Here is a 12,580-nt window from a genome sequence, read left to right as displayed (position 1 = left end):
CGGACCCTTCCTTGCCCAAAGCACCCATCAGCATCAGCCAGCAAAACGCCCGCCACATCTGGATCCGGGCGCAGAGGCTGGATAGCCCTGCGCCATTCGGCAGCGGCGCAGCGGCGGCCGTGGCGGCGATCGCGCACCTTGGCTATGTGCAGATCGATACGATCAACGTCATCGAGCGCTGCCACCATCATATTCTGTGGTCGCGCATACCGGACTATCGGCGCGCCGACCTGAGCCAGGCGCAGGCCACCGACAAATCGATCTTCGAATATTGGACGCACGCGCTGAGCTACGTAGCGCGTGCCGACCTGCGGTTTTTCCTCCCCGCCATGAAGCAGTATCGGGAGACGCCAAGCCGCTGGTTCGGCTCGGTGACACCGGAAGAAGTGAGCAAGATGCTCAAGCGGCTCAAGAGCGAGGGGCCGCTTTCCATCCGCGACATCGGCGACGACGAGCTGGTGGACAAGAACCATCCTTGGGCCAGCCGCAAGCCGAGCAAACGTGTGCTCGAGATGATGTTCTACCAAGGTTTGGTGACGATCAGTGCGCGGCAGGGCATGGTCAAGACCTATGATCTCATGGGCCGGCATTTCGGCGCCATGCCCAAGCCCGCCACCCCCCGCCAGATCGTTGAATACAAGCTCGACCGGGCATTGCGCGCCCAAGGCGTGGTCAGCCTCGACTCCATCTGCCACCTCGATGCGCCGAGCAAGGGGGAGGTGAAGGCGCTGATCGAAAGCCGCGTCCGGCGCAAGCGCCTGGTGCCGGTCAGCATCGAGGGCGCCGAAGCGGTGCCGCATTGGGCCGAGCCCGAAACCCTCAAGGCCGAGCGGGGCGAAGCACCGGGGCTCGCCCACATCCTTTCGCCCTTCGATCCGCTGATCATCCAGCGCAAGCGCCTCAAGCTGTTCTTCGGCTACGAGCATGTGTTCGAAGCTTATATCCCTGCGGCCAAGCGCCGTTTCGGCTACTTTGCCCTTCCCGTTCTCATGGGCGACCGGATCGTTGCCGTCCTCGACCTCAAGACCGACCGGCAGGCGGGAAAGCTGCTGGTCCAGCAGTGGACAGCATTGGAGGAGGCTGGCGCCAGGGGCAGTATCGCCGTCGAGGAGGCGCTTGGCCGCTTCGAGCAGTTCCAGCTGGCGCGCGCGTAAGACACGGCAACCGAACCAGATCGGTCCGCGCCGCCTTTCCATCGCGGCTGTCGAAGAGTAGAACGCTTGCCGCGAAGAGGGGAGCTCGATGGCGACTTATACCGATATTGCCCGGCGGGTGTATAACCACACCTGGAAGCTCGACCCGATCGTGCGGAGCCTGCTGGACACCGACTTCTACAAGCTTTTGATGCTTCAGATGATCTGGGGCCTTTATCCCCGGGTCAATGCGACCTTCTCGCTGATCAACCGCACCAAGTCGGTCAAGCTGGCCGAGGAGATCGACATCGAGGAGCTGCGGGCGCAGCTCGACCATGTGCGCACGCTCCGCTTCACCAAGAAGGAAATGATCTGGCTGGCCGGTAACAGCTTCTACGGCAGCAAGCAGATCTTCGAACCGGCCTTTCTCAAGTGGCTGGAAGATTTCCACCTGCCCGACTACCGCCTCGAAAAGCGCGACGGACAGTTCGTGCTGGAATTCCCCGGGCTCTGGCTCGAAACCACGATGTGGGAAATTCCGGCCCTCGCCATCATCAACGAGTTGCGCAGCCGGGCTGCCATGAAGGATTACGGCCCCTTCACGCTCGACGTTCTCTATGCCCGCGCCAAGACCAAGATGTGGGACAAGGTGGAGCGGCTGCAGAAGCTGCCCGATCTCAAGATTTCCGACTTCGGCACGCGGCGGCGCCACAGTTTCCTCTGGCAGCGCTGGTGCGTCGAGGCGCTCAAGGAGGGCATCGGGGAAGCCTTTACCGGCACCAGCAATGTCAAGCTGGCGATGGACAACGACCTCGAGGCCCTGGGCACCAATGCCCATGAATTGCCCATGGTGCTGGCGGCCTTGGCCAAGACCGACGATGCCTTGCGCGCCGCGCCCTACCAGGTGCTGCAGGATTGGGAGAGCTATTACGGCGGCAATCTCAAGATCGTCCTGCCCGATGCCTTCGGCACCGACAGCTTCCTGCGGGCGGCACCCGATTGGGTGGCGGACTGGACCGGCTTTCGTCCCGACTCGGCGCCGGCCATCGAGGGCGGCGAGCGCATCATCGCCTGGTGGAAGCAACGCGGCCGCGACCCGCGCGAAAAGCTCCTGATCTTTTCGGACGGGCTCGACGTCGACATGATCGAAGAGGCCTATCTCCATTTCGACGGCAAGGTGCGCATGGCCTTTGGCTGGGGCACCAACCTCACCAATGACTTCGAAGGCTGTGCGCCCGAAGGCGCCAATCCGGGTCTTGACCCCATCTCCATCGTCGCCAAGGTCAGCGAGGCCGATGGGCGCCCGGCGGTCAAGCTTTCCGACAACCCTGCCAAGGCCACGGGGACACCGGAAGAAATCGCGCGCTACCTGGCGATCTTCGGCGATGCCGGCCGGGTGGAGCACCGCGTAAAAGTTTAGCTTCTTCTGGAACTCTCTTGCGGCCAAATCATTGGCGCTTGTGGAGAACCCGTGCCCGGGGCGCTTGTTAACGCCTCGGCAACCATGCCGGACTAGCCTTTGGCCGGGGGCTCCATAGGGGCCAGAATGAGTTTGCAGCTAATCGATATCAGCGTCAGCGACAAGCAGGCGCATCCGCGCCTTGCCGGGCGGATGACGGGCCACGTCCGTGCCGTTCTTTCAGAAACGCTGGGCGGGCAGCAGCAGACGCATGAGCTTGCCATCCCTGTTTGGGCGGATGTCGAAAACAATGCCAGCGACGGCGATGTCGACATGGCCATGATGCTGAAAGCGGCCGATATCATTGCGCGCCTCAAGGCGCGGCTCGATGGCGACAAGCTGTCCTAGGCTATTTCTTGGACCGGTCGGTGGCCTCGATCGGAACGGCATAGAGTTCGAGGCGGTGATCCACCAGGCGATAGCCGAGCCGCTTGGCAATAACCTCCTGAATGGCCTCGATTTCCTCGTTGCGGAATTCGATCACCGTGCCGGAGCGGATGTCGATCAGGTGGTCGTGGTGTTCGTCCGGGATCAGTTCAAAGCGGGCGCGGCCGTCCTTGAAATCGTGCTTGGTGACGAGTCCAGCCTCTTCGAAAAGGTTAACCGTGCGATACACGGTTGATAACGAAATGCGCTCATCGACCGCCGAGGCGCGGCGATAGAGTTCTTCGACATCGGGATGGTCACTGGCCGCTTCGATGACCTGGGCGATGACGCGGCGCTGGTCGGTCATGCGCATGCCCTTGGCAACGCAAGCCTCTTCCAGGGTCGGGTCCGTATGGTTCTTGCTCACCTGCCCCACTCCTGACGCTGCGGAAAAACCCAGTTAATCAAGATCACGCGCCATCACAAGCGCCGTGGCCTGAGAGCCGTCGGGCTTGGCGTAGTAGCCCTTGCGGGTCGAAATCGTCTCAAAGCCCTCGCGCCCATAGAGCTTGATGGCAGCCGCGTTGTCCTCGCTGACCTCGAGGAACATGCGCCGCGCCGGGGTGGCGAGCAAGTCCTCGAACACGGCCTTGAGCAGCGCCGTTCCCAATCCCTTGCCCCGCCATTTAGGGTCAACGGCAATGGTCAGCAATTCGGCCTCGTCGGCGACGACGCGGATCAGCGCGAAGCCGGCAATGCGCCGCTTGGCGTCGCAGGCGACGTAGATGGGGGTGTCGCGATCGGCAAGAAAGGTCTCAAACTCGCTCGCGGGCCAGCCGCGGTAGAAGCCAAGCGCATGGATGCGCGCCAGTTCCTTGGCGTCCAACACCCGGCCGGGCTCGATATGCAAGCCGGCCGGCGCCATCCAGAGCTTGATCATGACCCGAGCCTTTCGATGCGCGCAGCAGTTTGCGGCTTGGCGTCGGCATCGCGGATATAGTTGGGCTCAGGCGGATTGTCTGCAGGATCGCGCCGGGCGCCATGCCGGGTCACCAGCGCGATATCGACAAAGGGCGACTCGAGCAGGGTCGAGCCCGGCAGAATGGATGCGCGTGCCGTTTCCATCGGCAAAAGCGCGCCTGGCTCCAGTGCCGCTCCCGGGCCTGAAAAGGTCTGGAGGTAGGCTTCGCCGCGCCTTGCATCGAGCAGCACGGTTGCCGGACCCTGGGCGGATAGGGAGAGGGCGACGAGGCTGGAGAGGCCGACAACGGGGATATTGCGCGCAAGGCCAATGCCGCGGGCGGCGGAGAGCCCAATGCGCAAGCCGGTGAAGGAGCCAGGGCCGGTTGTGGTGACCACGCGCTGCAGGTCGGCATAGGCCAGGCCATTGCGGGAGAGCAGGGCGGCGATCCGCCCGAAGATCAGTTCGGCATGACCGGTGGCGATTTCGTCCACGGAGACATCGACCTGGCCGTTTGCCATCAACAGTCCGAGTTGCAGGCGTGGGGCAGCGGTGTCGATGGCAAGGGTTATGGTCATGCCTCCGCTCTAGCGCCCGCTCCGCCTGGTGTCGAGTGCCCGGCACCCTCGTCCGGGGCGGATCACAAGCGCCCCATTGCCTTGACGCACCCCGCCCCGGGCGCCAGCTTGCGGCATGGTTTTGATTCGCCCCGAATGCTGACGTGACCTGGCTGGCTGAAACCGCCATGCTGAGCCATGGCTGGCGGCGCTTCCACCTGCTGGTGGCCGCCGGTGCGCTTGCGGGCCTTGCCGTGCCGCCCCTGTTTGTGGTTCCGGCGCTGTTTGTTGCCTTCCCGATCTGGGTCTGGTGCCTCGATGGTGCCGAGCGCCTGCGCGGCTGGCACCGGCTGTTCGGACCGGCCTTTGCGATCGGCTTTGCCTTCGGCTGGGGCTATTTCACCGTCGCGTTCCATTGGCTGGGTAGCGCCTTTTTCGTCGATGGCGGCATGATGCTGGTGCTGATGCCCTTTGCCATCCTGGCCCTCGCGGCGCTGATCGCCTTTTTCTGGGGCGTGGCAAGCGCCCTCGCCCATCTCCTCTGGAGCCATGGTCCCTGGCGGATCGTCACGCTGGCGACGTTCGTCACCATGGCCGAATGGGCGCGCGGCCATGTGCTGACAGGGTTTCCCTTCGATCTCCTCGGCTATGCGCTCACGCCCAATGACGAGATGATGCAGATCACGGCGATCATCGGGGTCTATGGCCTGACGCTGGTGGCGGCCCTGGTGGCGATGACGCCGGCGCTGATCTGGCCGGCCGATGGGCGCAGCCTCAGCCGCCGCCTCTTGCCATTCTTTTTGGCCATCGGCGTTATCGCTGCGCAGCTGGGCTATGGCTACAATCGCCTTGCCGGCACGATCTCCACCGAGCGCACCGACGTCGCTATGCGACTGGTGCAGCCCATGGTCTACGAGCATTCCGACTTCGGCAATGTCGATCCGGTGGCGCTGATCGACCGCCTGCTGATGCTTTCGGATATGCGCATGGATCCCGCCGACCAGGGCCTGGCCGACGTGACGCATCTGGTGTGGCCGGAATCGTCGCTGCCCTTCTACCTCGCAACCTATCCGGAAGCTCTGGCCCGCATTGCGCGGCTGCTGCCGGAAACGACGACCCTGCTGACCGGGGCACCGCGCCAGCAATACGAGCCCGGCGCGACCGCCGCCACCGGGCCTCCGTTCAATTCGCTCCTCGCCATCGACACCAACGGCGAGGTCGTCGCCTCCTATGACAAGGCGCATCTCGTGCCCTTTGGCGAGTTCCTGCCCTTTGGCGAGACCCTGGCCAAGGTCGGCATCCGGCAGTTCGTGCCCGGCAGCGAGGGCTGGGCGCATGGCGATGGCCGGCGCCGGCTGATGAGCCTGTCCGGCACACCGATGTTTCTGGCGCTGATCTGCTACGAAATCCTGTTCTCGGGAGACCTTGGCGACACGGCGGGTGCCCAATACCTCCTCAACATCACCAACGATGCCTGGTTCGACGGCTCGATCGGCCCGGCGCAGCATGCCCATCATGCCCGCATCCGCGCCGTGGAAGAGGGCCTGAGCCTGATCCGCGCGGCCAATACCGGCCTGACCTTTGCCACCGATCCGGTGGGGCGGATCACTGCCGCCATCGCACCGGGGCAAATGGCTGCGCTCGACGCCCGGCCGCATACCCGCCTGTCACCAACGGTGTTCGCGCAGGTGCGGCACTGGCCCCTGCTGATCGCCCTGGTGGCGGGGGTGCTGATCTCCCTCGTGGTTTCCCGCGGCGGCGGCCGGAGACGCCCGCGCTGATCCGGAACGCGGCGGGCGGAATGCTATGCTCCAGAGCGTCCGGGTGGGATATCAAGCTTTCTTTATATCCTTCTTGACCGTGCCGGAGCGCGGTGTCACAACCCGTCACAATCGGCTTATGCCGCATGGCAGGTTCAGGGGATATCGTTGGCCCGTTCTTCTTACCTCTTCACCTCGGAATCGGTTTCCGAGGGTCACCCGGACAAGGTCTGCGACCGCATCTCCGATGAAATCGTCGACCTGGTGTTCCGCGAGGCCAAGAAGGCCGGCATGGACCCGGCCCAGGTGCGCATCGCCTGCGAGACGCTGGCAACCACCAACCGCGTGGTGATTGCGGGCGAAGTTCGCGTGCCGGAGTCGCTGCTCAAGAAGGGCAAGGACGGGCAGGTGGTGCTCGATGCGGCCGGTGCCCCGGTGGTCAATCCGTCCAAGTTCAAGTCGGCGGCACGCAAGGCCATCCGGGCCATCGGCTACGAGCAGACGGGCTTTCACTGGAAGACCTGCAAGATCGACGTGCTGCTCCATGGCCAGTCGGCCGACATCGCCCAGGGCGTTGACGAGGCCGGCAACAAGGATGTCGGCGCGGGCGACCAGGGCATCATGTTCGGCTATGCGGCGCGGGAAACCCCGGAACTGCTGCCGGCGCCGATCTACTACGCACACAAGATCCTCGACGTGCTGACGCAGGCGCGCAAGGAAGGCAGCGGCCCCGCCAAGGTGCTGGGTCCCGATGCCAAGTCGCAGGTCACCGTGCGCTATGAAGATGGCAAGCCGGTTGGCGTGACGCAGATCGTGCTGTCCACCCAGCATCTTGACCACACGCTGACCTCGGCCGACGTGCGCAAGATCGTCGAGCCTTATATCCGGCAGGCGCTGCCGGAAGGCTGGATCGACGAGAACACCGTCTGGCACGTCAATCCGACCGGCAAGTTCGTGGTCGGTGGTCCCGATGGCGATGCAGGCCTGACCGGCCGCAAGATCATTGTCGATACCTATGGCGGCGCAGCCCCGCATGGTGGCGGCGCCTTTTCGGGCAAGGACCCAACCAAGGTCGACCGTTCGGCCGCCTATGCCGCGCGATACCTGGCCAAGAACGTCGTTGCAGCCGGCCTTGCCGATCGCGCCACGATCCAGCTCAGCTATGCCATCGGCGTGGCGCAGCCGCTCTCGATCTATGTGGATCTCCACGGCACCGGCAAGGTGGACGAGGCCACTGTGGAATCGGCCCTGGGCAAGGTCATGGACCTGACGCCGCGCGGCATCCGCACGCATCTCGATCTCAACAAGCCCATCTATGCCAAGACATCGGCTTACGGCCACTTTGGCCGCAAGGCCGGCCGAGACGGATCGTTCAGCTGGGAAAAGACTGACCTGGTCAAGGCGCTGAAGGCGGCGGTTGGCTGAGGCGTTTGCGCGGTTGCATCCCGAAGTATAACCTCCTGGGATGTGAATCTCGGGAGGCCGTCATGACTGATGAGGATCTGCTCTTGCTCAAGCGCATCGTGGCCACCCCAGGTGTTCTGGGTGGAAAGCCACGCATCGACGGAACGCGAGTTGGCGTTTCGCATGTGCTCGAAGCCTTGGCCGCCGGAGATTCGCCTGACGCAATCGTCGATTCCCTGCCGTGGGTCACCCATGAGGATATCAAGGCGGCCTTGCTCTACGCTGCCCATTCGGCCGAAAATTCAGCGGTGCAGGCTGCCGAATAATGCGTTTCTTGATCGATGCTCAGCTTTCCAAGCAGTTGGCCGAGCATCTATCGAGAGCTGGACACGAGGCTTAATATGTCTTTGACCATCTTCGTCCTGATGCTGACGATTTGACCATCAGCGATCTCGCCAACAGGCTTGGCGCCTGCGTGGTCAGCAAAGACACGGACTTCGCCGACCTTGCCAATCGCGGTCTACTGGTTGTCGACCTTCGTGCATGTCAGGACGCCAAATCTCTCCAATCCTGAATTGCTATTGAGGCTGGACCGCGCCTTGCCAGACATTGTATCGGCGATCGACCGCAAGGCACGTATCGTCGAAATTCGCTAGGACCACCTTGACCGACCATCAACTCCCCAAGACCCGTTCGGGCGAGGCGCGCGCTTTTTTTGGCCGCCGCTCGGGCAAGAAATTGCATGGCGGCCAGCAGGCGGTGTTCGATGCAACGCTGCCCGCGCTGGAGATCAAGCTCGAGGGAAAGCTCGACCCGAGGCAGCTTTTTCCCGAAAGCAGCCGGATCATTGTCGAGATCGGTTATGGGGGCGGCGAGCACCTGGCGCTGGAAGCATCGCGCCATCCCGAGACGGGCTATATCGGCTGCGAAGTGTTCACCGGCGGCATCGGCAAGATGGTGCAGACCATTGCCGCGGAGGACCTGCGCAATATCCGGCTTTTCACCGATGACGCGCTGAAACTGCTGGTGGCGCTGCCCGATGCAAGCCTCGACGAAGTGTTCCTGCTCTATCCCGACCCTTGGCCCAAGACGCGGCACCACAAGCGCCGCTTCGTCTCGCCGACGACGCTCAAGGAGCTGGCGCGGGTGATCAGGCCCGGCGGCCTCTTCCACTTCGCCACCGACATCGAGGACTATGCCAACTGGACCCTGGCCCATATCGTGCGGGCACCTGGCTTCAGCTTCGACCAGACGGCGCCGGGCAGCTGGCACGAGCCCTACCCAGGCTGGGAAGCGACCCGCTACGAGCAGAAGGCACGGCGGGAAGGGCGCATGATCAGCTTCTATTTCAGCTTCACGCGCGTCTAGCTGTCCTGGTTCGCCGAACAGTGCGGCCGCCGCCTTGCGGAAGTTTAACGGAGCGGCTCTCTGGAACTGCCACAATCGCGCCCCATATCGGACACTCGACCAGCGTCATCGAGGTTTGCACATGTCCGCTCTTCCCGCGTCCAATCAGCTGGACTTTCACGTGCTGACGGCGAGGCCGGGGAAATGGACGCTGACAGTCATCACCCTGCTGCGCAGCGAGAAGATGCGGTTCAACGAGATCAAGCGCGCGGGCGGCATATCGCAGAAGACGCTGGCAACGACACTGCGCGAACTTGAACGGGACGGGTTCATCCTGCGCACGATGTTTGCGACCATTCCGCCGAGGGTGGATTACGAACTGACGGCATTGGGCCGTGAACTGCTCGACATTGCCGACCGGCTACGGGCCTTCGCCGAGCGCAACGCGCCTCTGGTGGAAGCGGCGCGTGCGCGCTTCGATGCCCATGAGGGCGAACCGGCGGTCAAGCTGGTCGACATCCGGTAGAGATACGGGCGCCGCCGCGAACGGCGGCGCCGGGGACGCAGTTAGAACGTCACCTGCTCAAGTGAGCCGGGGGTGAAGAACTGCATGGTCTGCGAACCGTCTTCCAGCGTAACATAGGCGCGGACGAGGCCGTTCCAGTCTTCCACGGCGCTCACATCAATACCCTTCTGGCGCAGCTGCGTTTCGACCGAGTCGGCGATGAATTCGCGCATCTCGGGCGAAGAGTCATCACCAAAGGCATTGTTTGCGGCGAAGGCGGGGGCAGCGACACCGGCAAAGGCTGCGGCGGCGACAAGGGCGAGAACAGTGTTCTTGATCATTTCAGGTGTTCCTTTCGTTTGAACACCCTGGAAATGATCCCAGGCCGCCTGCCCCGCAAGGCACGAAATCAGCAGTTGAGGCCCTTGAACTTGGCGTGCGCACCCCGAGGGTTTTCCGTGGGAAATCAGGTGCTTACAAAGACATTCGGTTTCCCCGAGGCCACCGGGTTACCCTTCTGTGACGCTCAGGCTGGCCGCGGGTTTGACGCCGTTCCGGGAGCGCTGCGCGGGCCGCTGGAGCACCAGATGTCACATCTCTGCCGGGCCGAAAGGGGGCGTCCCTACGCTTGGCAGACCATTGCGACAGGCAGATGAAATTTTCGTTTCGGCGCTTGCGGCCGGGCAGGGACCGCCGGACTTGCACGGCCAGCCGGATGGGTCTATATAGAGGCAACATCTCTAGCATCCTTGCAGAGTGGGAGCCGCCCGGCCCCGCTCTTTTTTGTTACTTAAGGGACCGATGAGCTTCGACCTTACCGAACCGCGCTTCATCAAGGAAACCGGCCTCGAGGCACGGGTTGCCCGCATTGTCGAGCCTGTGGCCAACGGGCTCGGCTTTTCCCTGGTCCGGGTCAAGATCACCCAGGAAAATGGCTGCACGCTGCAGATCATGGCGGAAGACCACAATGGGCGCTTCACCATCGTCAACTGCGAGACCCTGAGCAAGGACCTGTCGCCGGTCCTGGACGTGGAAGATCCGATCGACAGGGAATACCATCTCGAGGTCTCCTCGCCCGGCATCGATCGACCACTGGTGCGGCGCCGTGATTTTGCCGCCTATATCGGCCATGAAGCCAAGATCGAACTGGGCGACATGATCAATGGACGCAAGCGCTTCCGCGGCTTCATCAAGGCCGTCGAGGACGATGCAGTGATCATCACCCTGCCCGATGCGCCGGGCGGCACCGACCCGGATCACCGGCTCCTTTTTGCCAACCTGGCCGAAGCCAAGCTGGTGATGACCGATGCCTTGATGGAAAAGGCGCGGCTCGACCAGGAAGCCCACCCGATCGACGACGAAGAGACCGAAACGGTCGAATACGCCGAAGCCGATAACGACGACGACAATACCGACGACCCGGAGACCGAAACGGTCGAGGACACGGCGGCGACAACCGATACCCCCAAGGAGTCCAACTAAATGGCCGTTAGTGCGAACCGCCTCGAGCTGTTGCAGATCGCAGATGCCGTTGCCCGCGAGAAGTCGATCGACCGCATGGTCGTGATCGAGGCGATGCAGGACGCCATGGAAAAGGCCGCCAAGGGCCGCTACGGCGCCGAGACCGAGATCAAGGTGGAGATCAATCCCCGCTCGGGCGAAACGCGCATGTGGCGCCTGCTCGAAATCGTCGACAATGTCGAAGAGCCCTCCCGCCAGGTCGATCTCACCACGGCGCAGCGCAAGTCGCCGGAAGCCAAGGTCGGCGACTTCCTGACCGAGCCGCTGCCGCCGATGGAATTCGGTCGAATCGCGGCGCAGTCGGCCAAGCAGGTGATCGTGCAGAAGGTGCGCGATGCCGAGCGCGAGCGCATGTATGACGAATATTTCAACCGCATCGGCGAGATCGTCAACGGAACGGTCAAGCGCGTCGAATACGGCAATGTGATCGTCGACCTGGGTCGCGGCGAGGCCATCATCCGCCGCGACGAGCTGATCCCACGCGAGATGTTCCGCTATGGCGACCGTGTCCGCGCCTATGTCTATGACGTGCGCCGCGAGCAGCGCGGCCCGCAGATCTTCCTGTCGCGTACCCATCCGCAGTTCATGGCCAAGCTGTTCATGCAGGAAGTGCCTGAGATCTATGACGGCGTGATCACCATCCGCTCGATCGCCCGTGATCCAGGTTCGCGCGCCAAGATCGCGGTGACGTCGAACGATTCATCGATCGATCCGGTCGGCGCCTGCGTCGGTATGCGCGGCTCGCGCGTGCAGGCCGTGGTGGCCGAGCTCCAGGGCGAAAAGATCGATATCATTCCGTGGACCGACACGATCGCTGACCTTGTCGTCTCCGCATTGCAGCCGGCCGATGTGGCCAAGGTGGTGCTGGACGAGCAGGCTGAGCGCATCGAAGTCGTGGTGCCGGACGAGCAGCTGTCGCTGGCCATCGGCCGCCGTGGGCAGAATGTGCGCCTCGCCTCGCAACTGATCGGCTGGGATATCGATATCCTGACCGAGCAGGAAGAAAGCGAACGCCGCCAGAAGGAATTCACCGAACGCTCGGCCCTCTTCATGCAGGCCCTTGACGTCGACGAGATGGTTGCCCAACTACTGGCTTCCGAAGGGTTCTCGACGGTTGAAGAACTGGCCTATATCGACGCCAACGAAATCGCGTCGATCGAAGGCTTCGACGAGGAAACCGCAGGCGAAATCCAGAACCGCGCGGCCGAATACCTGGCTGCCATCGACAAGGCTCACGACGAGGAGCGCAAGGCGCTTGGCGTCGAGGACGAGCTCTATGACATTGCCGGGCTCACCGCTTCCATGCTGGTGGCCCTGGGCAAGGACGACATCAAGACGGTCGAGGACTTTGCCGGCTGTGCCGCCGACGACCTCATCGGCTGGAGCGAACGCAAGGACGGCGAGACCAAGCGCTTCGAAGGGACGTTCAAGGACTTCCCCGTGTCGCGCGAGGAGGCCGAGGACATGATCATGCAGGCCCGCATCAAGGCCGGCTGGATCAACGAGGAAGACCTGCCGGCTGCTGAAGGCGAAGAAGCCGCCGACGAAGAGGCAACGGCTTAGGCCG

14 protein-coding genes and 1 pseudogene are annotated in these 12,580 nt (G+C 63.2%); 11 read left to right on the top strand and 4 right to left on the bottom strand.

The features are described from left to right. The first annotated feature begins 11 nt into the window (after positions 1 to 11). From VIL88_RS09915 to VIL88_RS09905, 3 genes are all read left to right on the top strand, one after another. Positions 12 to 1,154: a winged helix DNA-binding domain-containing protein gene (locus tag VIL88_RS09915; protein WP_331988282.1), complete on the top strand. Its 1,143-nt coding sequence runs from the start codon at positions 12 to 14 to the stop codon at positions 1,152 to 1,154. Positions 1,155 to 1,242: 88 nt separating this feature from the next. Next, positions 1,243 to 2,553 (top strand): nicotinate phosphoribosyltransferase, encoded by a 1,311-nt coding sequence (gene pncB / locus VIL88_RS09910; RefSeq protein WP_331988280.1) that lies wholly within the window; start codon positions 1,243 to 1,245, stop codon positions 2,551 to 2,553. A 126-nt stretch (positions 2,554 to 2,679) separates the two neighbouring features. Next, complete coding sequence (locus VIL88_RS09905; RefSeq protein ID WP_331988278.1) at positions 2,680 to 2,940, top strand: hypothetical protein; 261 nt, start codon at positions 2,680 to 2,682, stop codon at positions 2,938 to 2,940. A gap of 1 nt (position 2,941) precedes the next feature. Here the strand turns inward: VIL88_RS09905 and VIL88_RS09900 are convergent, their stop codons facing one another. The 3 genes from VIL88_RS09900 to tsaB form a co-directional block, all read right to left on the bottom strand. Next, positions 2,942 to 3,331, bottom strand: coding sequence for a Fur family transcriptional regulator (locus tag VIL88_RS09900; protein ID WP_331988664.1), 390 nt, complete (start codon positions 3,329 to 3,331; stop codon positions 2,942 to 2,944). A gap of 87 nt (positions 3,332 to 3,418) precedes the next feature. Further along, entirely contained in the window at positions 3,419 to 3,898 is a 480-nt protein-coding gene (gene rimI, locus VIL88_RS09895) for a ribosomal protein S18-alanine N-acetyltransferase (protein ID WP_331988276.1), read from the bottom strand. Next, positions 3,895 to 4,497: a tRNA (adenosine(37)-N6)-threonylcarbamoyltransferase complex dimerization subunit type 1 TsaB gene (tsaB, locus tag VIL88_RS09890; RefSeq protein WP_331988274.1), complete on the bottom strand. Its 603-nt coding sequence runs from the start codon at positions 4,495 to 4,497 to the stop codon at positions 3,895 to 3,897. Before tsaB ends, rimI begins: the two co-directional genes overlap by 4 nt. Positions 4,498 to 4,640: 143 nt before the next feature. On the opposite strand from tsaB, the gene lnt reads away from it, so the two are divergent. The 6 genes and pseudogenes from lnt (at position 4,641) to VIL88_RS09865 (ending at position 9,513) form a co-directional block, all read left to right on the top strand. Beyond that, entirely contained in the window at positions 4,641 to 6,257 is a 1,617-nt protein-coding gene (lnt, locus tag VIL88_RS09885) for an apolipoprotein N-acyltransferase (RefSeq protein WP_331988272.1), read from the top strand. A 147-nt stretch (positions 6,258 to 6,404) separates the two neighbouring features. Next, positions 6,405 to 7,661 carry a methionine adenosyltransferase gene (gene metK, locus VIL88_RS09880; RefSeq protein ID WP_331988270.1) on the top strand — a complete coding sequence of 419 codons (1,257 nt, stop codon included), beginning with the start codon at positions 6,405 to 6,407 and terminating at the stop codon, positions 7,659 to 7,661. 62 nt (positions 7,662 to 7,723) lie between these two features. Further along, the gene (locus VIL88_RS09875; RefSeq protein ID WP_331988268.1) at positions 7,724 to 7,966 is read left to right on the top strand and encodes a DUF433 domain-containing protein; all 243 of its coding nucleotides are present in this window, start codon (positions 7,724 to 7,726) and stop codon (positions 7,964 to 7,966) included. Positions 7,967 to 8,070: 104 nt separating this feature from the next. Next, positions 8,071 to 8,214 (top strand): annotated as a pseudogene (locus VIL88_RS18115) (hypothetical protein); the annotation flags it as partial. An 89-nt stretch (positions 8,215 to 8,303) separates the two neighbouring features. Beyond that, the gene (gene trmB / locus VIL88_RS09870) at positions 8,304 to 9,008 is read left to right on the top strand and encodes a tRNA (guanosine(46)-N7)-methyltransferase TrmB (RefSeq protein WP_331988266.1); all 705 of its coding nucleotides are present in this window, start codon (positions 8,304 to 8,306) and stop codon (positions 9,006 to 9,008) included. Between the two features lie 121 nt (positions 9,009 to 9,129). Beyond that, complete coding sequence (locus VIL88_RS09865) at positions 9,130 to 9,513, top strand: helix-turn-helix domain-containing protein (RefSeq protein WP_331988264.1); 384 nt, start codon at positions 9,130 to 9,132, stop codon at positions 9,511 to 9,513. 41 nt (positions 9,514 to 9,554) lie between these two features. Here VIL88_RS09865 and VIL88_RS09860 read toward each other — a convergent pair whose 3' ends face one another. Beyond that, on the bottom strand, positions 9,555 to 9,833 hold the full coding sequence (locus VIL88_RS09860; protein ID WP_331988262.1) for a hypothetical protein: 279 nt from the start codon (positions 9,831 to 9,833) through the stop codon (positions 9,555 to 9,557). Between the two features lie 460 nt (positions 9,834 to 10,293). On the opposite strand from VIL88_RS09860, the gene rimP reads away from it, so the two are divergent. Both rimP and nusA read left to right on the top strand, forming a co-directional pair. After that, positions 10,294 to 10,974, top strand: coding sequence for a ribosome maturation factor RimP (gene rimP, locus VIL88_RS09855; RefSeq protein ID WP_331988260.1), 681 nt, complete (start codon positions 10,294 to 10,296; stop codon positions 10,972 to 10,974). After that, a complete protein-coding gene (nusA, locus tag VIL88_RS09850; protein WP_331988258.1) occupies positions 10,975 to 12,576 on the top strand; it encodes a transcription termination factor NusA in 1,602 nt (533 codons plus the stop codon). Positions 12,577 to 12,580 lie beyond the last annotated feature (4 nt).

The sequence above is a fragment of the Devosia sp. genome (assembly GCF_036563435.1).
Classification (GTDB): Bacteria; Pseudomonadota; Alphaproteobacteria; order Rhizobiales; family Devosiaceae; genus Devosia.
This window is presented reverse-complemented; position numbering and strand designations above follow the sequence as displayed.